Source organism: Amycolatopsis pretoriensis (assembly GCF_900107925.1).
GTDB classification, from domain to species: domain Bacteria; phylum Actinomycetota; class Actinomycetes; order Mycobacteriales; family Pseudonocardiaceae; genus Amycolatopsis; species Amycolatopsis pretoriensis.
In genome coordinates this window covers 380,666-406,062 of the sequence record NZ_FNUJ01000006.1, presented here as the reverse complement: position 1 = coordinate 406,062, position 25,397 = coordinate 380,666, and the positions used below count along the sequence as shown (strand labels likewise).

27 protein-coding genes and 1 tRNA gene are annotated in these 25,397 nt (G+C 72.4%); 17 read left to right on the top strand and 11 right to left on the bottom strand.

The genetic code is table 11. The features are described from left to right. The first annotated feature begins 9 nt into the window (after positions 1–9). The 6 genes from BLV96_RS28020 (at position 10) to BLV96_RS27995 (ending at position 7,494) form a co-directional block, all read left to right on the top strand. Positions 10–1,215 carry a sensor histidine kinase gene (locus tag BLV96_RS28020; protein ID WP_086684789.1) on the top strand — a complete coding sequence of 402 codons (1,206 nt, stop codon included), beginning with the start codon at positions 10–12 and terminating at the stop codon, positions 1,213–1,215. Then, positions 1,212–1,817 carry a response regulator transcription factor gene (locus BLV96_RS28015; protein WP_086684786.1) on the top strand — a complete coding sequence of 202 codons (606 nt, stop codon included), beginning with the start codon at positions 1,212–1,214 and terminating at the stop codon, positions 1,815–1,817. Before BLV96_RS28020 ends, BLV96_RS28015 begins: the two co-directional genes overlap by 4 nt. Before the next feature lie 24 nt (positions 1,818–1,841). Then, a complete protein-coding gene (locus BLV96_RS28010; protein WP_086684791.1) occupies positions 1,842–2,495 on the top strand; it encodes a YdcF family protein in 654 nt (217 codons plus the stop codon). Positions 2,496–2,528: 33 nt separating this feature from the next. Further along, entirely contained in the window at positions 2,529–3,803 is a 1,275-nt protein-coding gene (locus tag BLV96_RS28005; RefSeq protein ID WP_086684783.1) for a deoxyguanosinetriphosphate triphosphohydrolase, read from the top strand. Positions 3,804–4,594: 791 nt separating this feature from the next. Continuing rightward, entirely contained in the window at positions 4,595–5,686 is a 1,092-nt protein-coding gene (locus BLV96_RS28000) for a serpin family protein (protein ID WP_091389604.1), read from the top strand. After that, on the top strand, positions 5,683–7,494 hold the full coding sequence (locus BLV96_RS27995; protein ID WP_244180522.1) for a glycosyl transferase: 1,812 nt from the start codon (positions 5,683–5,685) through the stop codon (positions 7,492–7,494). The genes BLV96_RS28000 and BLV96_RS27995 overlap by 4 nt, the downstream gene beginning before the upstream one ends. Here BLV96_RS27995 and BLV96_RS27990 read toward each other — a convergent pair whose 3' ends face one another. Then, the gene (locus BLV96_RS27990; protein ID WP_091389602.1) at positions 7,495–8,181 is read right to left on the bottom strand and encodes an alpha/beta fold hydrolase; all 687 of its coding nucleotides are present in this window, start codon (positions 8,179–8,181) and stop codon (positions 7,495–7,497) included. A gap of 50 nt (positions 8,182–8,231) precedes the next feature. On the opposite strand from BLV96_RS27990, the gene BLV96_RS27985 reads away from it, so the two are divergent. Further along, complete coding sequence (locus tag BLV96_RS27985; protein WP_086676904.1) at positions 8,232–8,771, top strand: DinB family protein; 540 nt, start codon at positions 8,232–8,234, stop codon at positions 8,769–8,771. A gap of 236 nt (positions 8,772–9,007) precedes the next feature. On the opposite strand, the gene BLV96_RS27980 is transcribed toward BLV96_RS27985, so the two are convergent. Genes BLV96_RS27980 through BLV96_RS27975 form a run of 3 tightly spaced genes read right to left on the bottom strand, consistent with a single transcriptional unit; the run spans position 9,008 to position 10,197 of the window. Next, on the bottom strand, positions 9,008–9,385 hold the full coding sequence (locus tag BLV96_RS27980; protein ID WP_244180520.1) for a VOC family protein: 378 nt from the start codon (positions 9,383–9,385) through the stop codon (positions 9,008–9,010). A gap of 4 nt (positions 9,386–9,389) precedes the next feature. Next, positions 9,390–9,566 carry a hypothetical protein gene (locus BLV96_RS49980; protein ID WP_167379739.1) on the bottom strand — a complete coding sequence of 59 codons (177 nt, stop codon included), beginning with the start codon at positions 9,564–9,566 and terminating at the stop codon, positions 9,390–9,392. Between the two features lie 31 nt (positions 9,567–9,597). Further along, positions 9,598–10,197, bottom strand: a complete 600-nt coding sequence (locus tag BLV96_RS27975) for a TetR/AcrR family transcriptional regulator (RefSeq protein WP_086676902.1) — start codon at positions 10,195–10,197, stop codon at positions 9,598–9,600. Positions 10,198–10,300: 103 nt separating this feature from the next. On the opposite strand from BLV96_RS27975, the gene BLV96_RS27970 reads away from it, so the two are divergent. Then, complete coding sequence (locus BLV96_RS27970) at positions 10,301–11,011, top strand: carboxymuconolactone decarboxylase family protein (protein ID WP_086676901.1); 711 nt, start codon at positions 10,301–10,303, stop codon at positions 11,009–11,011. Here the strand turns inward: BLV96_RS27970 and BLV96_RS27965 are convergent. Continuing rightward, positions 10,975–11,427 carry a MarR family winged helix-turn-helix transcriptional regulator gene (locus tag BLV96_RS27965; RefSeq protein WP_086676900.1) on the bottom strand — a complete coding sequence of 151 codons (453 nt, stop codon included), beginning with the start codon at positions 11,425–11,427 and terminating at the stop codon, positions 10,975–10,977. The two genes, BLV96_RS27970 and BLV96_RS27965, sit on opposite strands and share 37 nt — an antisense overlap. A gap of 24 nt (positions 11,428–11,451) precedes the next feature. Between BLV96_RS27965 and BLV96_RS27960 the strand changes: the two genes are divergently transcribed. From BLV96_RS27960 to BLV96_RS27950, 3 genes are all read left to right on the top strand, one after another. Then, a complete protein-coding gene (locus BLV96_RS27960) occupies positions 11,452–12,810 on the top strand; it encodes an MFS transporter (protein WP_086676899.1) in 1,359 nt (452 codons plus the stop codon). A 21-nt stretch (positions 12,811–12,831) separates the two neighbouring features. Continuing rightward, complete coding sequence (locus BLV96_RS27955; RefSeq protein ID WP_086676898.1) at positions 12,832–13,398, top strand: carboxymuconolactone decarboxylase family protein; 567 nt, start codon at positions 12,832–12,834, stop codon at positions 13,396–13,398. Between the two features lie 63 nt (positions 13,399–13,461). Beyond that, positions 13,462–14,232: a hypothetical protein gene (locus BLV96_RS27950; protein ID WP_086676897.1), complete on the top strand. Its 771-nt coding sequence runs from the start codon at positions 13,462–13,464 to the stop codon at positions 14,230–14,232. Here BLV96_RS27950 and BLV96_RS27945 read toward each other — a convergent pair. Further along, positions 14,204–15,157, bottom strand: a complete 954-nt coding sequence (locus tag BLV96_RS27945; RefSeq protein WP_086676896.1) for a sigma-70 family RNA polymerase sigma factor — start codon at positions 15,155–15,157, stop codon at positions 14,204–14,206. The two genes, BLV96_RS27950 and BLV96_RS27945, sit on opposite strands and share 29 nt — an antisense overlap. Before the next feature lie 32 nt (positions 15,158–15,189). Between BLV96_RS27945 and dnaG the strand changes: the two genes are divergently transcribed. The 3 genes from dnaG to BLV96_RS27930 are packed head-to-tail and all read left to right on the top strand — an operon-like array spanning position 15,190 to position 18,442. Beyond that, positions 15,190–17,109 (top strand): DNA primase, encoded by a 1,920-nt coding sequence (gene dnaG / locus BLV96_RS27940; protein WP_086676895.1) that lies wholly within the window; start codon positions 15,190–15,192, stop codon positions 17,107–17,109. A 1-nt stretch (position 17,110) separates the two neighbouring features. After that, positions 17,111–17,632 (top strand): hypothetical protein, encoded by a 522-nt coding sequence (locus BLV96_RS27935; RefSeq protein WP_086676894.1) that lies wholly within the window; start codon positions 17,111–17,113, stop codon positions 17,630–17,632. Positions 17,633–17,680: 48 nt separating this feature from the next. After that, positions 17,681–18,442: a trans-aconitate 2-methyltransferase gene (locus BLV96_RS27930; RefSeq protein ID WP_086676893.1), complete on the top strand. Its 762-nt coding sequence runs from the start codon at positions 17,681–17,683 to the stop codon at positions 18,440–18,442. Here the strand turns inward: BLV96_RS27930 and BLV96_RS49305 are convergent. Further along, complete coding sequence (locus BLV96_RS49305; RefSeq protein WP_143051031.1) at positions 18,439–18,651, bottom strand: hypothetical protein; 213 nt, start codon at positions 18,649–18,651, stop codon at positions 18,439–18,441. The two genes, BLV96_RS27930 and BLV96_RS49305, sit on opposite strands and share 4 nt — an antisense overlap. Before the next feature lie 125 nt (positions 18,652–18,776). Here BLV96_RS49305 and BLV96_RS27925 point away from each other — a divergent pair. After that, positions 18,777–18,849 (top strand) — tRNA-Asn (locus tag BLV96_RS27925). A 476-nt stretch (positions 18,850–19,325) separates the two neighbouring features. Here the strand turns inward: BLV96_RS27925 and BLV96_RS27920 are convergent. Together BLV96_RS27920 and BLV96_RS27915 are read right to left on the bottom strand one after the other, a co-directional pair. Beyond that, positions 19,326–19,901: a DivIVA domain-containing protein gene (locus BLV96_RS27920; protein WP_086676892.1), complete on the bottom strand. Its 576-nt coding sequence runs from the start codon at positions 19,899–19,901 to the stop codon at positions 19,326–19,328. 253 nt (positions 19,902–20,154) lie between these two features. Then, positions 20,155–20,898: an AraC family transcriptional regulator gene (locus BLV96_RS27915; RefSeq protein WP_086676891.1), complete on the bottom strand. Its 744-nt coding sequence runs from the start codon at positions 20,896–20,898 to the stop codon at positions 20,155–20,157. Positions 20,899–20,985: 87 nt separating this feature from the next. Here BLV96_RS27915 and BLV96_RS27910 point away from each other — a divergent pair, with 87 nt between their 5' ends. After that, positions 20,986–21,915, top strand: a complete 930-nt coding sequence (locus tag BLV96_RS27910) for an NADP-dependent oxidoreductase (protein WP_086676890.1) — start codon at positions 20,986–20,988, stop codon at positions 21,913–21,915. Here the strand turns inward: BLV96_RS27910 and BLV96_RS27905 are convergent. Continuing rightward, entirely contained in the window at positions 21,905–22,603 is a 699-nt protein-coding gene (locus BLV96_RS27905) for a TetR/AcrR family transcriptional regulator (RefSeq protein WP_086676889.1), read from the bottom strand. The two genes, BLV96_RS27910 and BLV96_RS27905, sit on opposite strands and share 11 nt — an antisense overlap. A gap of 106 nt (positions 22,604–22,709) precedes the next feature. On the opposite strand from BLV96_RS27905, the gene BLV96_RS27900 reads away from it, so the two are divergent. Continuing rightward, positions 22,710–23,261: an RNA polymerase sigma factor gene (locus BLV96_RS27900; protein ID WP_091389599.1), complete on the top strand. Its 552-nt coding sequence runs from the start codon at positions 22,710–22,712 to the stop codon at positions 23,259–23,261. A 322-nt stretch (positions 23,262–23,583) separates the two neighbouring features. Here the strand turns inward: BLV96_RS27900 and BLV96_RS27895 are convergent, their stop codons facing one another. Then, complete coding sequence (locus tag BLV96_RS27895; protein WP_086676887.1) at positions 23,584–25,224, bottom strand: beta-1,3-glucanase family protein; 1,641 nt, start codon at positions 25,222–25,224, stop codon at positions 23,584–23,586. Between the last annotated feature and the right edge of the window lie 173 nt (positions 25,225–25,397).

Genomic DNA, 25,397 nt, shown 5'->3' with positions numbered 1-25,397 from the left:
AGGGGAAGCATGGCCGAGGACGACCTGAACCGGAAGTACGGGCTGGGCACGCGGGAAACCTGGTGGGAGGACCCGCCGCCCAACCGCGGCCGCACCGGGCCGGACAAGCTCCGGTGGCCGGTCCTGTCGATCGTGTTCACCCTGCCTTACCTCCTCCCGGCGACGAAGCGGCTGCTGGCCGTGGACCGGGTGACGCCCGGCGTGGTGGCGATGTGGGTGCTGGTCTACGGCGTGGCGGTCTCCTACGCGCTGTTCCCGGTGGTGTTCGACCGCAGCCGCCCGTTCCGGTTCGCCTACAGCGTGTGGATGCTCGCCCTCGGCCTCGCCGTGGTCGCCGTGGCGGACGTCAACCCGTTCGTGATGCTCTACGGCACGGCCGCGCTGGTGTTCCTGCTGCCGCTGGCGTGGGTGGTGCTCCTCGACGGGATCGCGCTGCTGCTCGGGGCGGTGATCCTGCTGCTGGACGGCCGCTTCGCCGACAACTACGGCGACCTGATCACCGTCGGTTCGGTGACGATGGCGATGTTCTTCATGTCCAGCCTGGTCCGCGCGGTCCGGCGGCTGCAGCTGGCCAACGAGGAGATCGCGACGCTGGCCGTGGCCAACGAACGCGAGCGCGTCGCCCGTGACCTGCACGACCTGCTCGGGCACAGCCTCACCACGATCACCGTCAAGGCGGGGCTGGCCCGGCGCGTGCTGGAGAGCTCGGGGGACATCCCGCGGGCGGTCGAGGAGATCCGCGAGGTCGAGGGCCTGACGCGCAGCGCGCTCTCCGACGTCCGCGCCACCGTGTCGGAGTACCGCGAGGTGTCGCTGTCGGCCGAGATCGTCGGCGCCCGGGCCGCGCTGCGGGCGGCGGAGATCGACGCCGACCTGCCGCACGCCGTCGACAACGTCCGGCCGGAGTTCCAGACGACCTTCGGGTACGTGCTGCGCGAGGCCGTGACGAACGTGCTGCGGCACTCCGGCGCCAAGCTGGTGAAGGTCCGGCTGGGCGGCACCTGGCTGGAGGTCGAGGACGACGGCACGGCCACCGGGGTCGTCCCGGGCAACGGCCTGCGCGGGCTCACCGAGCGGCTGACCGCGGTCGGGGGCACCCTGCGCGCGTCGGCCAAGCCCGGGGGAGGATTGCTGGTGCGGGCGGAGGTCCCGCTGCCGGAACCCCGCGCGGCCGCCCCGGCCACGCGGGCCGAACCCGCGGGAGGACTCGCTTGATCCGGGTGTTGCTGGCCGACGACCAGGCCATGGTGCGCGGCGCGCTGGCGACCGTGCTGGGCCTCGAATCCGACATCGAGGTGGTCGGGCAGGTCGGCTCCGGCGACGAGGTGGTGGCCGCCGCGCGCGAGACCAAGCCGGACGTCGCCCTGCTGGACGTGCAGATGCCGGGCAAGGACGGCCTGGAAGCGGCCGCCGACCTGCGGGCCGCGCTCCCGTCGTGCCGGGTGATCATCTGCACGACGTTCGGGCGGCCCGGCTACCTGGCCCGCGCGATGGCGGCGGGCGCGGCCGGGTTCGTCGTCAAGGACGCTCCGCCCGAGCAGCTCGTCGAAGCGGTCCGGCGAGTCCACAGTGGACTCCGGGTGGTGGACCCGGCGCTGGCCGCCGAGTCGCTGGCCACCGGCGCCAGCCCGCTGACCGCGCGCGAGCGGGATGTGTTGCGGGAGGCCAAGGACGGCAGCACGGTGGCCGACGTCGCGCGCGCGGTGCACCTGTCCGAAGGGACCGTCCGCAACCACCTCTCCGCCGCGATCGGCAAGACCGGCGCCCGGACGCGGGCCGAAGCCGTGCGTGTCGCGGAGGAGCGTGGCTGGCTCTGAGCCGCTTCTGAAAGAATGGGCCGGGTGGGTACCGCTGAACGCACCAAACCGTCGTTCGTGAGCTGGGCGCGCCGGATCGCCTTCGGCACGGTCCTCGTGCTGCTCGCGCTGGTCGGCGGCACGGCGTTCCGCGTCTGGCAGGTCGCGCGCGAGAACGACCGGACGCCCGCGGACATCATCGTGGTGCTGGGCGCGGCGCAGTACAACGGCAAGCCCTCGGACATCTACGCGGCGCGGCTGGTCAAGGCGAAGCAGCTCTACGACGCGGGCGTCGCGAAGACGATCGTCACCGCGGGCGGCAAGAAGGCCGAGGACAACTTCACCGAGGCCCGCGCCGGCCAGCTGTGGCTGACCCGCCACGGCGTGCCGTCCGCCGCGACGCTGGCGGTCGGCGAGGGCAGCGACACGCTGCGCAGCCTCCGGGCGGTCGCCGAGCAGGTGCAGGGGCGCGGCTGGCACACGGCGGTGCTGGTCAGCGACCCGTGGCACTCGTTCCGGGCCCGGACGATGGCCGACGACCTGGGCCTGGACGCCTGGACCGCGCCGACGCACAGCGGGCCGATCGTGCAGGAGCGCGTCACGCAGGTCCGCTACATCGTCCGCGAGACCGGCGCGCTGCTGTACTACCGGCTGACGAAGACCCCGGCCGACGACCTCTTCGCCACTTTCCTGGGCTGAGTTTTTGTCGGTGCCCCCGTTTAGGCTGGTGGGGTGGACTACACGGAGCACGACACCGCCCGCCTGCTGCCGGAGCCGGCGAAGGGCGCGGCGCTGCCCGGTACGCGCGCGGACGGGCGCAGCGCGTTCTCGCGCGACCGGGCCCGGGTGCTGCACTCGGCGGCGCTGCGGCGGCTCGCCGGCAAGACCCAGGTGGTCGGGCCGGGCGAGGGCGCCGAGGTCACCGGCGTCCCGCGCACGCGGCTGACGCACTCCCTGGAGGTCGCGCAGATCGGCCGCGGCATCGCCGACGAGCTGGGCGCGGACCCGGACCTGGCCGACACGGCGGGGCTGGCCCACGACATCGGCCACCCGCCGTTCGGGCACAACGGCGAGCGCGCGCTCGACGAGGTGGCGGCCGCGTGCGGCGGCTTCGAGGGCAACGCGCAGACGTTGCGGATCCTCACGCGGCTGGAGCCGAAGCTGCTGTCCGATTCCGGCGACCCGGTCGGGCTCAACCTGACCCGTGCGTGCTTGGACGCGACCACGAAGTACCCGTGGCCGCGCAAGCCGGGGCAGGCGAAGTACGGCGTGTACGAGGACGACGTGCCGGTGTTCTCGTGGTTCCGGTCCGGGGCACCGGCGGAGCGGACGTGCCTGGAGGCCCAGATCATGGACTGGGCGGACGACGTCGCGTATTCGGTGCACGACGTCGAGGACGGCGTGCTGGCGGGCCGGATCAAGCTGCGCGTGCTGGCCCACCCGGACGAGCGCGCGGCCGTCGCCGAGGCAGCGGCGAAGCACTTCTCCGCGCAGTCGGTGTCCACTTTGGAGGATGCGGCGGCGGAGCTGCTGGCGTTGCCGGTGGTGGCGGCGCTGGCCTCGGCGGAACCGGACGGTTCCCCGGGCGCGCAGGTGGCGTTGAAGAGGCTGACGAGCGAGCTGGTCGGCCGGTTCACGACGGCGGCGGTCACCGGAACGCGCGCGGAGTTCGGCGAAGGACCGTTGGGCCGCTACCGGGCGCGGCTGTGCGTCCCGGACCAGGTGGCGGCGGAGGTGGCGCTGCTGAAGGCGCTGGCGTTGCGGTACGTGATGAGCGACCGCCGCCGGCTGGCGATGCAGGAGGGGCAGCGGGAGCTGCTGGTGGAGCTGGTCCACGCGTTGGCTCGGCGGGCCCCGGAGTCGCTGGACCCGCTGTTCGTACCGGCCTGGGACGCGGCGCGGGACGATGCCGGGTTGCTGAGGGTGGTGATCGATCAGGTCGCGTCTTTGACGGATGCGCAGGCTCACGCGTGGCATTCGTGGCATGTGACCCGGCACCACCGCTGACGCGGCGAGCACGGCCGCGGAGCCACGGTGCTGCCGCGCCGGAGGCGGCTCGCTGCCGCGCACCTTCGCGGCCGATCGGCTGTCGTGGGGGTGTGCGGTCGGTTGCTGCGGCGGGTTGTGGTCGGCTGTCGCGAAAGCGTGCGGGCGGTTGCTGCGGCGGGTTGGGATCGGCCGTCGCGGGGCGTGCGGTCGGCTGCTGCGCTGGGTTGGGATCGGCTGTCGTGGGGGCGTGCGGTCGGCTGCTGCGGTGGGTTGTGGTCGGCTGTCGCGAAAGCGTGCGGGCGGCTGCCGCGCCGGGCTGTGATCGGCCGTCGAGGGGGCGTGCGGGCGGCTGCCGCGCCGGGCTGCGATCGGCCGTCGCGGGGCGTGCGGTCGGCTGCTGCGCTGGGTTGGGATCGGCTGTCGTGGGGGCGTGCGGTCGGCTGCTGCGGTGGGTTGTGGTCGGCTGTCGCGAAAGCGTGCGGGCGGCTGCCGCGCCGGGCTGTGATCGGCTGTCGAGGGGGCGTGCGGGCGGCTGCCGCGCCGGGCTGCGATCGGCCGTCGCGGGGCGTGCGGGCGGTTGCTGCGCCGGGTTGGGATCGGCCGTCGCGTCGGCGCGTCCGGTTGCCCGCGGCGCGTGCGGCGGCCCCGGGTAGCGGACCAGCGCCCGGCCTGGTCCGGCTCGTCCCGGACCTGTTCGCGCGGTGGTCCTAGCACCCGGCTGTGCCATCACCCGCGGGGGATTTGTCACCCGTGGGCGGAGTTCCGCGTGGCCGCCCGGCTGCGTCAACCGTTCCGGTACTCTCGCCCGCATGGCCACGGACAGCCACCTCCGGTTCGCCCTCGCCGTCCACCGGGCCCTCGGTGCCGAGGGCGGGAACCTCTGCTTCTCCCCCTACTCGGTGGCCAGTGCGCTGACCCTCGCCGCGCGGGCCGCGCGGGGGCGGACCCGGGATGAGCTCGTCGCCCTGCTCGGGGATCCCGGCGAACAGACCTCTCTCCTGCGCGCGGCCGCCGAACTCGTCGAGGAGAGCCGCGGGGACCAAGCCGAGCTCGCCGTCGCCAACACCCTGTGGGCCGACGATCGCCTCCCGCTCGAAGACTCCTTCAAGGCCGAGCTGGCCGAGTGGCCCGGCGCCGCCGTCGCGAGCGCGCCCTTCGAGAAGGATCCCGAAGCCGCGCGGGCCCTGGTCAACGCCGATGTCGGACGCACCACGCGCGGCCTCATCCCGCAGCTGCTGCCGCCCGGCTCGATCGACCGGGACGTCGCCGCCGTGCTCGTCAACGCCCTCTACCTCAAGGCCGCCTGGAAGCTGCCGTTCCGCGAGGCGAACACCTCCGACGCGCCCTTCCACGCGCCGTCCGGTACGCGGGACGTGCCGACCATGTGGCTCGGCGAGCGCGTCGGCTACGCGCACGCCGCCGGCTGGCAGGCCGTCCAGCTGGTCGCCGCGGGGGGCCTGCAGGCCGTCGTCCTGCTGCCCGACGGCGACCTCGCCGACGCCGAAGCCGCCCTCGACCAGGCCGCCTTGACAAGCCTGCTCGGCCGGCTCAAGGCCAAGGCCGTCGAGCTCGCGCTGCCCAAGATCTCGCTCGACGTCCCCAGCTCGCTCACCGGCGTGCTGCGCGGGCTCGGCGTCCGCACGATGTTCACCGACGAGGCCGACCTGAGCGGGCTCTCCCCGGACCCGCGGCTCACCGTGTCCGAGGTGCTGCACCAGGCCGTGCTGCGGGTGGACGAACAAGGCTTCGAGGGAGCCGCGGCGACCGCGCTCACCATGCGCCTCACCTCGATGATCATCGACGAACCGGTCACCGTGACGGTCGACCGGCCGTTCCTGCTGCTGGTCCGGCACGCCGGCACCGGGGCCCTCCACTTCATCGCCAGGGTGGTCGAACCGTGAGCTTGAAGTCCGAAGCCGTCCCCGAACTCGTCCCGCCCACCCCCGAACCACCCGAAGGCCCGAAGCGCTGGGCGTGGCAGGACTCCGCCATCACCGGCGGCTTCCTGCTCTTCACGATCCTGCTCTACAACGGGCTCTGGTTCGACCTCAAGCGCGGCTACCTCTGGAACGGCGCCGCCGACCAGAGCCAGTGGGAGTGGTACTCGACGGTCGTCGCGAAGTCCGTTCTGCACTTCCAGAACCCGTTCACCACGGACCTGCAGAACTACCCGCTCGGCGTCAACATGGCGGCGAACGCGGCGATGTTCGGCCTCAACATCCCGCTCGCCCCGATCACCCTGACCTTCGGCGCCACGCTGACGTGGGCGATCGTGCTCACCGCCGGCCTGGCCGGCACCGCGACCGGCTGGTACTGGGTCTTCTCCCGCCACCTGGTGCCGAACCGGACGGCGGCCGCGATCGGCGGCGCCTTCTGCGGCTTCGCGCCGCCGATGATTTCGCACGGCAACGCGCACCCGAACTTCGTCGTGCTCTTCGTGTTGCCGTTCATCGCGCTGAAGACCATTCAGATCGCGCACGGCGAACGGCCGATCCGCAACGGCATCTGGCTCGGGCTGCTCGTCGCGTGGCAGATCCTGCTCGGCGAAGAACCGCTGGCCATCTTCGCGCTCACGTTCATCGTGTTCGCGATCGCCTACCTGATCCCGCACCGCGCGGAGATCCGCGGCATGCTGGCGCCGCTGGGCAAGGGGATCGGCGTCGGCGCGGTCGTCGCACTGCTGATCGCCGGGTTCCCGTTGTACTGGCAGTTCATGGGCCCGCAGAGCTTCCACTCGCTGCTGCACGGGTCGGCGGGCAACGACACGGCGGCCTTCACCCGCTTCGCGACGCAGTCGATCGCCGGCGCGCCGGAAGCGGCCGCGGACGTCTCGATGAACCGCACCGAGGAGAACGCGTTCTTCGGCTGGCCGTTGATCGTCCTCATGGTGATGGTGACGATCTGGCTGTGGCGCGACGTCGTTTCGCGCGCGCTGGCGATCACGATGTACGTGATGGCTCTCCTTTCGCTGGGCATCGAAATCACGGTGGCGCACGACGACACCGGCATCCCCGGGCCGTGGAAGTGGCTGGGGCAGTTGCCATTGCTCGACTCGCTGCTCGAGTCCCGGCTCGCGATGGGCTGCATCCCGGTGGTCGGCGGGCTCCTGGCGATCGCGACGCACCGCGTGTGGACGGCGGCGGCCGAACAGCCGGAACCCCTCGAAGGCAAGCAACGGTTCCCCCTGAAGATGGTGTGGATCGGCGCGGTCGTGGCGGTGCTGCTGCCGATCGCGCCGACGGAATTGGTGACGCACGAACGCCCGCTCTCGCCGCCCTTCTTCGCCGACGGGATCTGGCGCCAGTACATCGCCCCGGGCGGCTCGCTGGTGCCGGTCCCGCTGCCGAGCACGGGCGAGGCCGAGCCACTGCACTGGCAGGTCGACGCGGGCCTCGGGTACCCGATGCCGGAGGGCTACTTCGTCGGCCCGACCTCGCCGACCGACCGCCGCGGCCGCTACGGCGCGGTGCCCCTGCCGACCTCGGACCTGTTCGCCGAGGTGGAGAAGACGGGGCAGGCCGCGGACGTCACCGAAGCCGACCGCACCCAGGCCCTGACCGACCTGCGAGCCTGGAACGCCGACGTGCTCGTGGTCGGGCCGCGGCAGAACCAGGAAGCGTTGAAGTCCACTGTGGAGCTCCTCCTGCGCAAGCCGGCGGAGTTCGTCGGCGGGGTGTGGATCTGGGACGTGCGCGCGCTCACGCCGTGATCACGCCTTCGCGGCGCCGAGCAGGATCGCGGTCAGCTCCTTCGGTTGCGAGAGCATCGGCCAATGCCCGGTGCCCAGCTCGACCAGCTCCCAGCGGTCGCTTTCCAGCAGCCGTACGACATCCGGGCTTGGCGTTTCGCCGTCGAGCAGGCACTTGACGTAGGTCGCCGGCAGCTCGCCCAGTGGCCGCGCGAGCTCGGCCGGTTCGGTCAGCGACGCGGCCGGGTGCGGGGTCGCGCCTTCGACGATCCGGGCGATCTCGGCGTCGGAAAGCCCTTGGCCCGCGAAGTCTTCCGCCGCCAACGGCGGCCAGAAGCCGCGCTCGGTGAGCGCCGCGACCTGCGCCTCGGACCAGACGGACGTGAACGACTCACCGTCGGCGGGCACGTTCGAGTCGACGAACACCACGCGCTTCAGCCGGTCGCCGATCCGCTCGGCCGCCTGCCCGGCGGGGATGCCGGAGTAGCTGTGCCCGACCACCACGACGTCCCGCAGGTCGCCTTGCGCGACGACGTCGACGATGTCCTGCACGTGCCTCGCCTGTCCCGCGGGCACGTCCCGTTTTTCGGCGACGCCGGACAAGGTCACCGCGTGCGCGCCATGCCCCGCTTCGCGCAACCCCGGGACGACGTCGTCCCACGCCCACGAACCGAGCCAAGCGCCTGCTGCCAACACGAATTCAGCCATGCCGGAAAACCTAGCGGAGGGGTCCGACAATTTCGGTAGAGTCGGCGCCCGTGACCTCAGTGGACGACCAGGGGCGGACCGAGCCGCCCGTCGACGGCGACGAAGCCGCGATCCTGCTCGGTTTCCTCGACTTCCACCGCGACACCCTGGCGTGGAAGTGCGCCGGGCTCGACGAAGCCGGTCTGCGCGCGACGCACGCGCCGGCCACGCTGACGCTGGGCGGGCTGCTCAAGCACCTCGCGTACGTGGAGGACTACTGGTTTTCCTGCGTGTTGTTCGACCGCGAGCCGGCGCCGCCGTGGAACACGGTCGACTGGCGCGAAAACCCGGACTGGGACTGGGATTCCGCGGCGCAGGACACGCCGGACCAGCTCCGCGAGCTGTGGGCGGACGCGGTCGCGCGGTCCCGCCAGCGGTACGCGGAGGCATTGACGAACGGCGATCTTTCCCAGCCCTCGAAGCACACGCGGCGCGACGGCACTTCGCCGAGCCTGCGCTGGATCCTGGTCCACATGGTCGAGGAGTACAGCCGCCACAACGGCCACGCCGACCTCATCCGCGAGTCGATCGACGGCAGCACGGGGGAGTAGCTCACCCGCCCTGGGCGAGCGCGTCGGAATCGATGCACAACTCGCCGTCCCGCACGGCCGGCCCGAGGACGTGCGTTTCGGTGGCCGCCCGGCCCGTCGTCCTTTCGCCCACGCCGCGGCTGCTGCGGCTGCCGGGCGTCTACCGTCCCCAGGAGGACACCGCCCTGCTCGCCGCGGCGCGGAAACCGTGCCGGCACTGGACCTTTGCCGGCGCTCCCTCACCCGGGGCCTGCGCATCAGCCGACGAAGAGGCAGAACGGGTGGCCCGCCGGATCTGCGTAGACGCGCAGCGGCTCTTCCGGGTCCTCCGCGTTGTCCGCCAGCAACCGGGCGCCCAGCGACAGCGCCCGTTCGTGTTGCTCGTCCAGTTCGGCGCGCGTCTCCACGGTCAGGTCGAGGTGGAGCATCTGCGGCCGCGGGCCGTCCGGCCACGTCGGCGGCGGCAGCGCCGCGACCTGCTGGAACGCCAGCCGCGCGGTACCCGACGCGTCGAGCAACACCGCCCAGTCGTCCCCGTCGCCCGGGCGGAGCGTGAACCCCAGCAGCCGCCGGTAGAACTCGGCCAGCGCGGGCGCGTCCGTCGCGTCGAGGACGACCTGGCGCAACCTCGGCACGCTGTCACCCACGGCGGTGCGCGATCTGGAAGACGTTGCCGAACGGGTCGTGGACCATCGCGCGACGGTCTCCGTACCCGCTTTCGACCTCGCCGGTGGCGCCGAACACCGAACGCAGGAACGCGACGGCGGCGACGAGGTCGCGCACCACCATCCGGGGGACCACCGTCTGGAGGCTCATACCCGCCCACCCAAGCCGGTTCCCGGACTGATCACAAGTGCAGGCCGACGAGCTTCACCAGGAACCGGTCGACCTGCTCGACCGCCGGCGGCCACGGCAGGTCCGGCTCGTTGATCCGCTGGGCGAGCATGCCGTTGACGGCGGTCCGCAGGTCGATCGCGACGGTCGCGGCGTCGTCGGCCGGGGCCAGGCCCGCGTCCATGCACGCCTGGACCGCCTCGGTCGTGCGGGCGACCATGACCTCCTTGAACGGCATGCCGTGCCGGCGGTGGACCGTGCTTTCGTGCAGGACCTTGTAGAGCCCGGAGTGCTCGCGCGCCCACGTCGCCTGCGCCAGGATCCGGGCCCGGAGCGCGGCCGCCGGGTCCGGCGCGGCCGCCGCGGCCGCGTCGCCGGTGCCGACGAGGTCCTCGTGGCAGCGCCGCATCGCGGCCAGGACCAGCGCGTCGCGGTCGGGGAAGTGCAGGTAGACCGACGTGGCCGCGATCGACACCTCGCGCGCGACGGCTCGCAGCGAGAGCCCTTCGTCGTCGCCCAGCTCGTCGAGCATCCGCACCGCGGCCGTGACGATCTCGTCGCGCAGCAGTTCGCCCTGGCCACGGGCGTTGGGACGGCGGCGGGTTTCGGTCATGGTCGGCCCAGTGTAGCTGGACACCCATCGCGCTACAGGTGTAGCGTCACTCGCACTACAGCTGTAGCGCTACGCACGTTCAGCACTCTGAGGGAGCACGATCTTGACCACCACCGAAACGAACCTCGACCGGCTCGCCGCGCTCGACCCGGCGTTCGCCCAGCTGGTCGGCGCCACCGCTAAGTACGTCCGGGCGATTCCCGAGCTGACCGACCGGGAGAAGACGTTCCTCTGCGTCACGGCCGACGTCTGCCAGGCGAGCCTGGGTCTGGCGTTCAGCGCCCACGTGCGCACCGGGCTGGCCGCCGGAGTGTCCACATCGGACGTCCGGGAGCTGCTCCGGTTCGTCTCCTACGACTGCGGTTACCACGCCGCGACCGCGGGCATCGAACGGATCGCCGAGCTGGAACGGGAGCTGGGCATCGACCCCGAGCTGCCGGCCCCGGAGCCGCTGCCGGACGGACCCAGCCCGCTGCCGGCGGAGGTGCGGACGCGGCTCGACGAGCTGGACCCGCACTTCACCGGCTTCTTCGACCTCCAGTCGCGGATGCGTGCCGGGCACGGGCCGGGCACGCTGAGCGAACGCGAGCGCGGCCTGGTCAGCCTCAGCGTCGACGTCCACTACCAGACCCTGGAAGACACCCTCCGCATCCACGTCGGGCGCGCACTCCGGGGTGGCGCGTCGCCGGACGACGTGCGCGCGGCGCTGCGGTTCAACGCCCAGTTCGGCGTGACCCGCGCCTGGCACGCTTGGGAAGCGCTGAACCCGATCCTGGATCAGCCGAGGACTTCGCCGGCGAGCCGCGCCAGGTAGCCCGCGAAGCGTTCGCGGTCCGCCGCGTCCCAATGGCCCACCAGTGACTCGAACGCCTGACGCTGGTGGGCCTGCGAAGCCGCGAGGAACTCCTTCGCCGCTTCGGTGAGCGTCAGGACCGCGCGGCGGGCGTCCCGCGACGACGTCGAGCGCACCACGAACCCGTCCCGGCCCGCTTCCGCGACCATCCGGCTGGCCACCGACCGGTCGATGCCCAGCTGGCGGGCCACGTCGGCGACCGTCACCTCGTCGCTCGCCGCGCCGTCGATGGCCTGGATGACGAAGAGGTTCGGCACCGTCCACGCCGGTGGGGCGTCCGCGGCGAAGCGCTCGACGACGTCCGGAGCCCACTGGCGCGCCCAGTGTCGGACCAGGCGGAACAGCGCGGGGCCACCAGCCGAGCTTGATGCGTGCATAAGGCACGTTATAACGTGTGCTTTATGCACGCATCTCGGAACCTCGCGTACGCCGGCCTGCTGCTCGGCATGGCCATGGCCCAGCTCGACGGCCTGATCGTCACGGCGGCCCTGCCCTCGATCGGCGCCGACCTGCACGCCCGCACCGGGCTCGTCGCCGTGACCGCGGCCGGCCTGCTCACCCTCACCGTCGCGACGCCGCTGCACGGACGGCTCGGCGACCTCCACGGCCGCCGGATCTCCTTCGCCGGCTCGGTTCTCGTGTTCGCCGCGGCCTCGGCGTGGTGCGCCGCCGCGCCCGACCTCGGCTCGCTCGCCGCCGCCCGCGCGCTTCAAGGCCTGGGTGGGAGCGGCCTGATCGTCACGGCGATGAGCGCGCTCGGCGAACTGTTCGAGCGTGACGAACTGTTGCGCCGCCAGGGCTGGCAGACCGCGGTGTTCGCGGCCGCCACCCTCGGCGGCCCGCCGCTGGGCGGCTTGCTCGCCGCGGGGCCGGGCTGGCGCTGGATCTTCTTGGTCAACCTGCCGTTGTGCGTGCCCGCCCTCTTCCTCGGTCTGCGCGGTCTGCCCGCGAAACCCCGCCGCACCAGGGAAAAGTTCGACGTCGGGAGCAGCGTCCTGCTCGTGGCCGCGGGGTCGGCGGTCGTCGCGCTCGGCACCGTCGACACGCTCGCCCACAGTCCACTGTGGACGCCGATACTGGCCGGAACCGCCGTGGTGACGGGCTTTCTCTTCGTGCGCCGGCAGCGTCGCGCGAAGAGCCCGCTGATCTCGCCGAAGGTGTTCGCCGACGCCGTCCTCGCCCGCGCGGTGGTGGTCAACGGCCTGGCGGGCGCGGCGCTCTACGGCACCTTCACCTACGTCGCGCTCGTCGCGGCCTTGGACGCCGACGCGGCCACGACCGGGTTGCTGCTGGTCACGATGACCGCCGGGCAGCTCGCGTTGTCCGCCTCCTTCGCCGCGCTGGCCCGCCGGCACCCGGAAATGGCGGCCTGGGGCCGGTTCGGCTGCCTCCTCGGTACGGCCGGGCTGGCCGCGATCGCCGTCGCGGCCGCGCTCGGCGGCACTCCGTGGCTTCTCGCGCCGGGCCTGTTCGCGATCGGCGCGGCCTTCACCGTCTGCACGTCCGCCTACACCGTCCTCGGCCAGACGCGCGCCCGGCGCGACCTGCTGGGCGTCACGCTGGGTTCGCTGACCTTCGCCCGGCAGGCCGGCGGGCTGGCCGGGGCCGCCGTGTTCGGCTGGCTCGCACTGGCCACGACCGGTGGCCTCGGGGCCGGCGGGCTCACCGTCGTGTTCGGCGCCGCAGCCGCGATCATGCTCCTGGCCTGCGTCGCCGCGCCCGCTGTCACGTCTGCCGACGCGGTCTCGTCCCCTTCGTGACCGCCAACGAAGGAGAACGCGATGCCTCGCATCCCCGCGAAGAAGACGTCCGAAGCCGGCCTCGTGCTCAAGCTGATGTACCGGTTCGCGGGCCGCCGCTACGGCGCCGTGCCCGAGCCGATGGCCGTCGCCGCCCACCACCCGGCCCTGCTCCGCACCTACGCGGTGCACGAAACGCTGGCCGAGCGGGCGTCGAAGAAGGTACCCGCGAACGTGCGCGAGCTCGCCGTCTACCGCGTCGCCACCCGGATCGGCTGCTCGTGGTGCGTCGACTTCGGCACCATGCTGCAGAAGCACGACGGCCTGGACGTCGAACGGCTGAAGAAGATCGACGACTACGCGACCTCACCCGCGTTCAGCCACCAGGAACGGCTCGCGATCGCCTACGCCGACGCGATGTCCGGCGAGCGGGTCACCGTGACCGACGAGCAGGTCGCCGAGCTCGAGCGCGAGTTCGGCCGCGCCGGCGTCGTCGAGCTGACCTACCAGATCGCGCTGGAGAACTCGCGCGCCCGGATGAACAGCGCGCTCGGCATCGTCGACCAGGGCTTCACCTCGGGCGACGCCTGCCGCGTCCCGCTCCCGTAGGACGCCGGGGATCGGACCCCGGGTGGACGCGCCGGTGGGGTCCGCCGCGGGACCGTTCCGCGCATGCACCTCGTCGCCAGTGAACGGATAAAGCTCTTCAGCATCGCCACACCGTGGGTGTGCGGCGTCTTCGCGCTCGTGGCGCTGGCCTTCCCGGCCGCGCTCACGGCGCTCACCGCCACCGAGTCCCGGCTGCCGCCCACCGTCGCGAGCACCCAGTTCGGCTACCAGCTCGCGCTGGTCGCGGTGCTGGTGCTGGGCGCGCTCGCCGTGACGAGCGAGTACCACTCCGGCACGATCCACGGCACCTTCCAAGCCGTGCCGAGCCGGACGCCGGTGCTGCTGGCCAAGGCCGCGCTCGTCGCCGGCTACGCGTTCGGGATCGGCGAAGTGGCCGCGTTCGCGGCCTGGCTGGTCGCGCGGGTGCTAGCCCCGGACGCCGACCTGGCCCTGGACAGCGTCGCGGACTGGACGATCGTCGCCGGCACCGGACCGGTGTTCGCACTGGCCGCCGTCTGCGGCGTCGGCGTCGGCCTGCTCGTGCGCCACACCGCCGGCGCGGTCGCCGTGCTCGTCGCCTACCCGCTGATGGCGGAGAACGTCGTCCAGCTGATCCCGCGCGCCGGGCAGGCGATCCACCGGTGGCTGCCGCTGAACGCCGTCACGAAGTTCCTGAGCGGCACCGGCGAGGCGAACGCGGGCCGGGACGGCGGCAACGCCACGGTGCTGTCCGACTCGCCGCTGCCCCCGGCCGGGGCCTTGGCCTACTTCGGTGCCTTCGCCGTGCTGCTGCTGGCCGCCGGGATCACGCGGGCTCGCCGGCGGGACGCGTGATCCGGGTCAGCTTGTCCGGGTTGACGACGTCGTAGATCGCGACGATCTTCCCGTCGCGGACGGTCATCGCCTGCACGTGCTCGTCGAGGGCGAGGAAGCCGTCGCGGCCCGGCATCGGCGCCAGGTACATCCCGAGGTCGCCGTTGACCAGCACCGGCGCACCGCGCTCCAGCATGCCGGGCGCGTACTTGCGGGTGAGGCCGACGAAGAACCGGGCGATCTTGTCCGGGCCGAGGATGAGCTGGCGGGCGGTGCGGCCCTTGCCGTTCGAGTCGCCGATGAGCACGACGTCCGGGGCGAGCAGTTCGGTCATCGCCCGGATGTCGCCCTGGTGCAGCGCGGTGACGAACTTCTCGAGGATCTTCGCCTGGTCGTCCAGCGGCACGCGGGGCGCCGGATCGGCGTCGGCGAGGGCCTTGCGGCCGCGCGACGCGTGCTGGCGCGCGGCGTCGACCGAGACGCCGAGCGCGTCCGCGATCTCGGCGAACGGCACCGAGAAGGCGTCGTGCAGCACGAAGGAGACGCGTTGCTCCGGCGTCAGCTTGTCGAGCACGACCAGCGCGGCCATCCGCAGGCCGTCGTCACGCACGGCGACGTCCAGGGGGTCTTCGCTCACCGGGCGCCCGAACGGCGTGACGACCGGCTCGGGCAGCCAGTTGCCGACGTACTTCTCGCGCTGGGCCGCGGCGGACTTCAGCCGGTCGAGGCAGATCCGGCCGACGACGGTGGTCAGCCAGCCGCGCAGGTCGCGGATCGCCGCGCGGCCGGCGTCGTCCAGTCCGGCCAGCCGCAGCCAGGACTCCTGGACCGCGTCCTCGGCGTCGGCGCGCGTGCCGGTCAGCCGGTAGGCGACGCCGATCAGGTGACCGCGGTGCTCGGCGAACTCCCCGGCGAGCGTGTCCTGGGCGGTGGGCGTGGAGGCCATGCCCCGAGTGTGCCGCAAACGGCGCGGCTAGAGTGGGTGACGTGGCAGGACGGATTCGGGAGAGCGACATCGCGGAGGTGCGCGAGCGGAACCGGATCGACGAGGTCGTCGGGGAGTACGTGGCGCTGCGCCGCGCCGGTGGGGGCAGCCTGAAGGGCCTCTGCCCGTTCCACAACGAGAAGACCCCGTCGTTCAACGTCCGCCCGACGCACGGCACCTTCCACTGCTTCGGCTGTGGCGAGGGCGGTGACGTGATCAAGTTCATCCAGAAGATCGACCTGATCACCTTCGTGGAGGCCGTCGAGCGGCTGGCCGACCGGGTCGGCATCCGGCTCACCTACGAAGGCGGCGGCGCGACGATCCAGCGCGACCGCGGCAGCCGCAGCCGGTTGATCGAGGCGCACCGCGCGGCCCAGGAGTTCTACGCCGAGCAGCTGGCCACCGACGAGGCGCGCGCCGCGCGGGACTTCCTGTCCGAGCGCGGGTTCGACGCCGCCGCGGCCAAGACGTTCGGCTGCGGGTACGCCCCCGGCGGCTGGGACAAGCTCACCAAGCACCTGCTCACGCGCGGGTTCGAGGTCAAGGAGCTGCTGACGGCGGGATTGTCCAAGGAGGGCCAGCGCGGCCCGATGGACCGCTTCCACCGGCGCCTGGTCTGGCCGATCCGCGACGTCGGCAACGAGGTCGTCGGCTTCGGCGCCCGGCGGCTGTTCGACGACGACCGGATCTCGGCGAAGTACCTCAACACCGCCGAGTCGCCGATCTACAAGAAGTCCCAGGTCATGTTCGGCCTCGACCTGGCCAAGCGCGAGATCGCGAAGCGGCACCAAGTCGTCGTGGTCGAGGGCTACACCGACGTGATGGCGATGCACGCGGCGGGCGTGCCGACGGCGGTCGCGTCGTCCGGTACGGCGTTCGGCGAAGACCACATGAAGGTGCTTCGCCGGCTGATGATGGACGACGACGCCTTCCGCGGCGAAGTCATCTTCACCTTCGACGGTGACGAAGCCGGCCAGAAGGCCGCGCTGAAGGCGTTCGAAGGCGACCAGACGTTCGCCGGCCAGACGTACATCGCGGTCGCGCCGGACGGCATGGACCCGTGCGAGCTGCGGCTGGCCAAGGGCGACAGCGCGGTGAAGGACCTGGTCGCCCGGCGGACCCCGCTCTTCGAGTTCGTCATCCGCAGCACGCTCAAGAACTACGACCTCGACTCGGTCGACGGCCAGGTCGCGGCGCTGCAGAAGACGGTGCCGATGGTCGCGTCGATCAAGGACCGCGCGGCCCGCGACGGCTACGCGTCGAAGCTCGCCTGGTGGGTCGGCTGGCAGGACGTCGCCCAGGTGGTCAACCGGGTCCGCGGCAGCGCGGGCGCGACCGACAAGCGCGGGGGCGCGCCCCTGAAGCAGCCGGCTCGCGTCGGCGCTCAGGCTCCGGCGGCGCCGACGACGCAGGACGTGGCCCGGCCGGCGCCGAAGGACCCGCGGTTCGCCGTGCAGCGCGAGGCGTTGAAGGCCGCGTTGCAGCAGCCCGCGATCGCCGGGCCGGAGTACGACGCGTTGCCGCTGGAAGCGTTCACGCACCCGGTGTACGTGGCCGTCCACGAGGCGGTGTTGAAGGCCGGTGGCGCGGGTTCGGGCCTGACCGGCCCGGCGCTGCTGGACGCCGCGGCCCCGCACTGTCCGGAAGGGACGGTCCGGCGGGTCCTGTCGGAGCTGGCCGTGGAACCGTTGCAGGCCAAGGACGAAGTCGACTCGCGGTACATCTCGTCGATCCTCGCCCGGCTCCAGGAGGGCCTGGTCGGCCGGCAGATCGCGGAGATCAAGGGCAAGCTGCAGCGGCTGTCGCCGGTCGAAGCGCCGGACGACTACCGCGCGCTGTTCGGCGACCTCGTCGCGCTGGAGCAGTACAAGAAGTCGCTGGGCGAGCAGGCGGCCGCCGGCGCGTGGGGCTGAGATGAGCTTGTGGCGCCGGTTGCTGGGCGACCGCACCCCGCCGGACTTCGCGGGCACGCTTTCGCCGGGCGAAGACGTCGTCGAGAGCGCCCCGGTCGAGGGTGGCGGCTACCTGGTGGTGACACCGCTGGGCCTTTGGATCCCGGCCGGCGACGGCGCTCGCCGCGTCGGCTGGCACCTGATCGGCAAGGCGGCCTGGTCGGACGGCGTCTTCACGCTGACGGAGTCGTCCGAGGTGGGTGCGGCGGGGTCGGCGGTCGTGCTGGCCGACCTGCCGCCGGTGCGCTTCCGGCTGCCGGCGCCGGGCAAGGTGCCGCGCGAGGCCTACCAGCGCGTCGAGGGTTCGATCCGCTCACGGCACCGGCAGGAGATCGGGTCCGGGGGAGCGTGGTTCGTGCAGCGCAAGGTGCCCGGCCGCGACGGGAGCGTCCTGCAGGTCCGGCCGGACCCGGGCACCGACGTCGAGCTGGTGACCGCCATCGCCGAGCAGGTCGCCGCGAAGCTGGTCAACCCCGCCGAGTAGCAGTACGCTCGTACTCAGTACAGGCGTACTGTTTGCTGGGAGGCGGCCGTGTGGGATCCGGACAAGTACCTCGACTACGCCGACCTGCGGGCCCGGCCGTTCCACGACCTGGTTTCCCGCATCGGTGCGACTGCTCCGCGACGCGTCGTCGACCTGGGCTGCGGGCCGGGCAACCTGACCGTCTCGCTGCGTGAGCGGTGGCCTTCGGCGGTGCTGGAGTGCAGCGATAGTTCACCCGAAATGGTGGCGGCCGCGCGCGGCCGCGGACTGGACGCGTCCCTGCTCGACGTCCGCGACTGGAAGCCGGCGCCGGACACCGACGTCGTCGTGTCGAACGCCGTCCTGCAGTGGGTTCCCGACCATGCCGAGTTGCTTCGCCGGTGGGTCTCCGCGTTGCCCTCGGGTGCCTGCCTCGCGGTGCAGGTGCCGGGCAATTTCAACGCGCCGTCGCACGCGCTGACGCGGCAGCTGGCGGCGTCCCCGGCCTGGTCGTCCCGGCTGGCGGAGGTCGTCCTGCGCGAGGACGACGCGGTGTCGAGCCCCCTGGAGTACGCGAACCTCCTGGCCGACGCGGGCTGCGGCGTCGACGCCTGGGAGACGACGTACGTGCAGCCGCTGCGGGGCGAGTCCCCGGTGCTGGAGTGGATCACGGGAACGGCACTGCGTCCCATCCGGGCGGCCCTGGCCGACGCCGAATGGGAGCAGTTCCGCGCTTCACTGGCACCCCTGCTGGCATCGGCGTATCCGAAGCGCGCCGACGGAACGACGTGGTTCGAGTTCCGCAGGGTGTTCTTCGTGGCCCGCGTCTAGCGGCGCACCTTCTCGCTGATCTTGGCGCGAGCCACCCCGGCGGCACCTTGGACCATCGGATGGTCGACGACCCGGCGGTAGGTGCGCACGAGCTGCTCGTACCGCCCCCGGCCTGCCTTGGCGCCCAGCACGTACCCCAGGCCTGCCCCCAGCAGGAACTTCTTCATCCGCGTCCACGCCTTCCGTCCGTAGGTCGTCCGACTGTCCATTGTCCAGGAAAACGGCCGCAAGGGGGCGGCTGCGCCAAGTGGGGGGTGGGTGCTGAGGGTGCGGCGGCATGGGCTAAAGTTCTTCTCGTCGGACGGAGACGGCCGACACCGGAAGTGAGCGACATTCCCCTGTAGCTCAACTGGCAGAGCATTCGGCTGTTAACCGGAGGGTTCTTGGTTCGAGTCCAAGCGGGGGAGCAAAGCCCAGGTCATCGACCTGGGCTTTTTTGCTGTCCATCAAGCTATACGTGTCGTTCGGATGCCGCGGCCTGGGCAGGCTGCTTCGTTGTCGGTGGCAGCGGTCAGTCGCGGTGGCTACTGGTGTGCAACAGCTCGCCGCTGCAGTTGTACGCCGGCGCACGTACGCCCGGCTACCGCCCGCCGACGGCCAACGTCACCGCAGGCGTGCTCGCTCCCGCCCCAGCCGACTCGGAGCCTGCACCTCTGGCCGAGCTTTCGCTTGAGGACCGCCCTGGACGGTCTGGCCGCAAAGCTCTTCTTTCCCTGAGGGCTTCGTGATCACGCGTGTGGCGCCTGTCCGAGCAGCGGGTGCGCGACCGCGGCCGGGTACCGGCTCGGCCATCGCGGGCCGGCTCGCGGACGGTTGAGTGCGTGCGCAGCCTCAGGCGTGCTTGGCTCGTGCACCCAGGCGGCCTGCTCACGTGCCTCGGCAGTCAGCTCGCGAGCGAAGGCGCGGAGTCCGCGGGTTCCGCCTCGACCGGGCTCTCCTGCCCCGCCTCGCCGCCGAACCGGTCGCGCACCTCCTCGACCACGGCGGCGATCTGGCTCAGCTGGGCCAGCACCGCCTGGTGCGTCGCCCGGATGGCGGCGGCTTCCTCTTCCGCGCGGGAGAGGATCAGGTCCGCCTCCCGCTGCGCGGCGTGCTCGGTCTCCGCACGGGCGCGCTCCGCTTCGGCGGCCGATTTCTCGGCGGCCGCCCGCAGCGCCTCGCCCTCCTGGCAGGCCTGTTCCTTGATCGCGGCGGCTTCGGACTTCGCGACCTGGAGGATCTTCTCGATCCGCTTGCCCAGGCCGGCGGCACCGTCCGGTTCCCCGGAACGCGGCGCGGGCACCTGAGCCTTGGCCAGCCGGCGCTCCGCGACCCGCCGCGCTTTCTCGTGCCGGTCCACCCGCTTCTCCGCGACCCGTACGTATTCGTCCACCTGCCGGCGGTCGTACCCCCGCAGGACGATCGGGAACCGGACGTCGGACTCCGGCGGTGCTTCGGGTTCGGAAACCGTGTTCTCCATGCACCGAGTGTCGGCAAAATCGCGAGGACCGGCAATCCGAATCCACCCATAGGCGCACCGAAAACACCTTTCGGTGGCTCACCGGCACATTCCCCTGAAAGTGATGTTTGCGGCCGGTATCGCGCACGACCAGGCGGTGTGCCGCGACGATCGACGGGGGCGGTTCCGGCGCCGCCGCCTGGGGTGCCCCGTGGTCGAGGGCCCCCTGCGCGGCGCACCTCCGAGCCCGGCGGCCGGAAACTTCGCGCGGCCGCTACTCGATGGCGGCGCGGTAGCGGCCCGGGGTGTGGCCGACGAGTTCGGTGAACGCGTCGATGAAGCTGCCCGGGTTCGCCCACCCCAGCCGGATCGCCGTGTCCGTCACCGAGCGGCCTTCGCCGAGTTCGAGCAACGCCCGCTGGACGCGCAACAGCGTGCGCCACTGGGGGAAGCCCATCGACAGCTCGGTGGCGAACAGGCGGCTGAGGGTTCGCTCGCTCGAGCCGGTCCGGTGCCCCAGTTCCGCCAGCGTTGCCGGGTTCGCCGGGTCCGCGTGCAGCAGGTCCGTGACGGCCTTGAGCCGCGCGTCGCGGGGCTCCGGGAGGCGCAACGGTTCCCGTGGGGCGCGGACGAGCTCCGAGACGACGACTTCCAGCAGCAGCCGGGTGCGCGGGCCGTCGGCCGGGTCGCCGATCGTTGCCAAGAACGCCTCGCGCAGCAGCGCACTTGCCGCGAACACCGACGGTTCCGCCGGCAGCCGCCCGGCCGGTTCGGCCGGCACCTCGAGCAGCCGGACGTCGGTCCGGCCGTGCGATCGGCTGCTGTGGACGTGGAACGGCGGCACCCACGTGATGCGGTTCGCCGGCGCCACCCAGGTGCCGGCCCCGGTCGAGGTGACCAGCGCCCCGGACGCGGCGTACCGGAGCTGGCCGAAGTCGTGGAAGTGCGCGGGGACGACGTCGCCGTGCGCCAGCGGCTCGCACACCGCCGGATCGCCGGCCCGGACGAGTTCGATCATCGGCACCCAGCCTAGCTTGGCGGGTTGTCGGAGAATCCTGGCGCGACACCGGTGGCCCGCCCGCGCGGGGACGGCCATCGTCGAGGTATGCGAGTCATCACCCAGCACACCCTCGGCGGCCCGGAGGTCCTCACCATCGAGGACGCGCCCGCGCCCCGGCCCGGGCCGGCCGAAGTCCTCGTCCGCGTCGAGGCGATCGGGTTGAACCCCCTCGAACCGCGGCTGCGCGCCGGCGAATTCCCGTTGCTCGGGCCGCCGCCGTTCGTCCTCGGCTGGGACATCAGCGGCGTGGTCGAGGCGGCGCCGCGGACGTGGCGGTTCAAGCCCGGCGACGAGGTGTTCGGGATGCCGCTGTTCCCCCGGGCGGCCGGCGGGTACGCCGAGTTCGTGGCGGCGCCGGCCCTGCACCTGGCGCACAAGCCGGCGTCGCTTTCGCACGTCGAGGCGGCGGCGCTGCCCGTTGTCGGGCTGACCGCGTGGCAGGGCCTGGCCGACCTCGGCGGCGTGACCGAGGGCGACCGCGTCCTGGTCCACGGCGGTGGCGGCGGGGTCGGTCACGTCGCGATCCAGCTCGCGAAATCCCTCGGCGCGCACGTGATCACGACCGCGGGCCCGGCCAAGCGGGAGTTCGTCGAAGGGCTCGGCGCCGACGAGGTGATCGACTACACCGCGGTCGACTTCACCGAAGTGACCGGCGACGTCGACGTGGTGCTCGACACGCTCGGCGGCGACACCGCCGAGCGGTCGCTCGAGGTGCTCCGCCCCGGCGGCCACCTGGTGACAGCGGTCGCCGAGGAGGACACGGTCCTCATCGCGAAGTTCGAGGCGGCCGGGCGGCGCTTCAGCGGCATCGCGGTCGACCCCGATCCGGTCGCCCTGCGCGGCCTCGCCGGCCTCGTCGACCGGGGTGAGCTCCGGGTCCACGTGCAGGAGACGTTCCCGTTCGACCGCATCGCCGACGCGCACCGGCTGATCGAGCGGGGTCACTTGCGGGGCAAGGTGGTCCTCACCGTCTGATCTCCGGCGGACGCGGCGGTGGCGGCAGCGGCAGGTGCGGGTCGAGCTCGATGCCGCCCGCGCGGAGGGAGTCGTCGATCATGCCCCAGATCCAGCGGGTCAACAGCTCGGTGAGCTGGGTCCGCGTGACGCCGCGCGGGCTCTCGATCCATTGCGCGGTGCAGGAATCGACGAGGCCGACGACGCCGAAGGAAATGACTTCCGCGATGCGTGCGTCCAGCTTGAACGCCGTCAGGTAGAACTCGAACACCTGGGTGAGCTGGCGCGCGATGACCGTTTTGACGTCGGAGATCGCGTCGCGCCCGCCGATCTGGGCGTGCCGGGTCAGGTAGCGGTAGAGGTTGCCGTTGGTGGCGAGCCAGCCGGTGTGCGCGTCGACCGCGACCGTGATCATCTGCAGCGCGCTGCCCTGCGGCTCCCACACCGGCAGCAGCGCGGTGGTGATGAGCCCGGTCGCCCGGTCGGCGATCGCCCGTCTCAGGTCGGTGGCGTCGTCGAAGTGCTTGTACAGCTGGGGACGCGCCACGCCGGCGGCGTCGGCGATGCGCTCGGTCGACACGTCGGGGCCGTGCTCGGCGATCGCCCGCAAAGCGGCGTCGACGAACTCGCGACGCCGGCGCTCGCGCTGTCCCGCCCAGCGGGCCGCCCGCCCGTCGCCGGGACCGGGCCGCGCTGAAGAGGACGTCACTCCGGTGACCCTACCGGCGAGCAGGATATGGGTTACGCTTCTGTATCTGTTACTTTGGGCCTCAGGCCATCACGGAGTGTATCGGCGGCGGAGATCGGAGTACGCGATGTGGGGAGCGGTGGACGACGGCGACCCGCCGGACGCTCGGCTGATCGCCGCGTTCCGCAGAGGCGACGCCGGTGCGGCCGGCCGGCTCTTCCGCCGGCACGCTGATGCCCTGCGCCGGCTCGCCGCGGACCGGTCCGACCCGGACGACCTCGTCGCGGAGACGTTCACCTGCGTCCTCGCCGTGCTCCGCGCCGGTGGCGGGCCGCGGGAGAACCTCCGGCCGTACCTCGTGGCGACGATGCGCGAGCTGGCCGCGCGCTGGGACAGGCCCCAGCCGGGGGCCGACGAGCTGGTCGAGGCGGCTTTCGGCACCCTGCCGGCCCGGTGGCGGACGGTGCTGTGGAGCACCGTCGCCGAAGGCCACACGGCGGCCGAACTGGCCCCGGTGCTGGGGGTCTCGCCCACCAGCGTCGACGCGCTGGGCGCGCGGGCCCGCGAGGCGCTGCGGCACGCCTACCTGCAGGTCCGGCGCTTTCCTGCGAAGGCTGACATGCCGGGGACGCGGCCGTCGGTCCGTGAGCAGTTCTGTCACCCCTCCGGGAAGGACTAACTCTTCCGGGTTAACTCAGGCGGTGCGACGGGCCGACGCCGCGACGACCGGCCCGATCGCAGCAGCGCACCCCGAAGCCCGCCCCGGATGGGAGTAGCGCCGGGCTCGCCCCCTACGCGAGCCCGGCGCCCCGTTCCCCGATGCCATCCCCGGCTCCCCAGCCGGACACGACCGTCCCCGCGAGCAGCCCCGACCACCGCCCGCGCCGGTGAAACCCCGCCACTCCACCCTCGTGACGCCCCAACGGCCCACGAACACCCCCGCGGGGGATGCCGGACACGAAAAAGCCCAGGCCGACCGGCCTGGGCTCGTCCACCGACCGCTACCGCGTGAACGTCAGCCAGTTGATGTTGACGAAGTCCGCCGAGCCACCCGAGAACGTCAAATACAGGTCGTGCACGCCGGTGGCCGACGCGACGACGTTCGCCGGGATCGTCTGCCACGACTGCCAGCCGCCGTTGTTGGCGAAGTCGATCTCCGCCAGCACCGGGCCCGATACGCTGTCGATCCGCGCGCGGATCGCGCCGCTCACCCCCGCCGCCGCGCCCGACGCCAGCCGGGCGACGAACTGGCGGGGGGAGCTCGATCCGAAGTCGACCTTCGAATACTTCAGCCAGTCGCCGTTGGCGATCCAGCCGACGTCCGTGCCGCCGCCCGCGTCGCTGCACGCCTCGTTCTGCGTGCCGCTCTGGGCGCTGTAGGACTCCGCCTGGATCGTCGAGTACGCGCTCGTGCCGCCCCCGGTCGGCGGGGGCGTCGTGCCGCCTCCGCCCGGGCCCAGCGCCACCGTCCAGGACGTCGGGGCCGGGTCCTGCAGGTGCCCGTCGACCGGCTGGCTGCCCGTCGGGCCGACGTCGTCGTACGGGAACGCGTAGCCGATCGACGCGTGCTGGTGGACCAGCCGCGCGTAGTGGTTCGTCGTGGCGTCCTTGTAGTACTGCGAAGGCGCGACGCCGTCGGGCTGGTTGTTGCCGCCCGCGACCAGCAGGCTGCTGCGGTTGAGCGCGGCCGCGAGCCGGGCCGCGATCGCGCCGCGGGCGTCGCCGCCGGAGTTGTACAGCGGCCCGCTCGCGCAGCCGAAGATGTCGATCGCGCTCGGCTTGGTGAACGGCACGCCGTTGGTGTTCAGCCCGGCGAACACGATCGTGTCACCGCTGACCGTGCCCGTGAACGAGCCGATGCCGCCCTGCCCGTTGATCGTCAGCGGCGTGGAGCGGTAGTGGTCCCAGACGGCGTTGAGGTACCCGGTCCAGTAGCCGCCGAAGTCGGTCGGGGAGTGGCCCGGCGCGAGCACGCGCACCACCTTGCCGGAGGTGTCGGTGACGACCAGCTGGTCCCACGGCGCGCCGTCGGCGGAGTGCTGGGCGCGCAGCCCGTCCGCGATGGCGCCGAGCGCGCCGTCGGGCAGCGGGCTGACCGACTGCGACCCCGCCGCGCCCGTCGTCGCCATCGACACCGGCAGCGCGACCATGTCGACGTAGCTGATGTTCGCGTAGAGGTTCGCGCTGTTGTAGGTGAATTCGGCGAACGTCCAGTTGGTCCGCCAGTTCGGGTCCGAGCTGGTGAAGCCGGGCTGCACCAGGCCGGGGCCCGGGTTGACGAAGAACTGGATCTTCTGGTCGGCCGAGAACCACACGCGGCCGCCAATGATGTAATCGCGCAGCGTCACCGTGACCTGGGCGCCCGAGCCGGTGAGCGGAATGGCGTAGTCGGGGATCGGGGTCACCGGCGAGGACGGGTTGGGCAGGCGCTGGAACTGGCCGCTCGCCGTGACGAAGCCGGGCCAGCCCGACGTGTCGGCGCCGCTGATGTAGGCGTAGACGGTGCCGTTGCCCGAATTGTTCTTGAGCGTCACCGGAAGGGACGCCGCGGCCCGCGCTTGCGGCGCGGTGGCGGTGGACCACAGCGACGCGCCGGCCACGGCGGTCAGACCGGCGGTGACGAAGGTACGCCTGGACAGCATGGCGCCTCCTCGGGAAGAGCGGCACGTGCGTGGCGGCGGCACGCGTCCGCGACGGTGGGGACGGCCGAACGCTAAGGACGCCTCGCCGCAATGGTCAAGACCATTCGACGCGGTCGGGTACGGGCGGCCGGAGAGCCTGCACGGGAGTACACGCGCCGCGGCCGTCCGGAAGT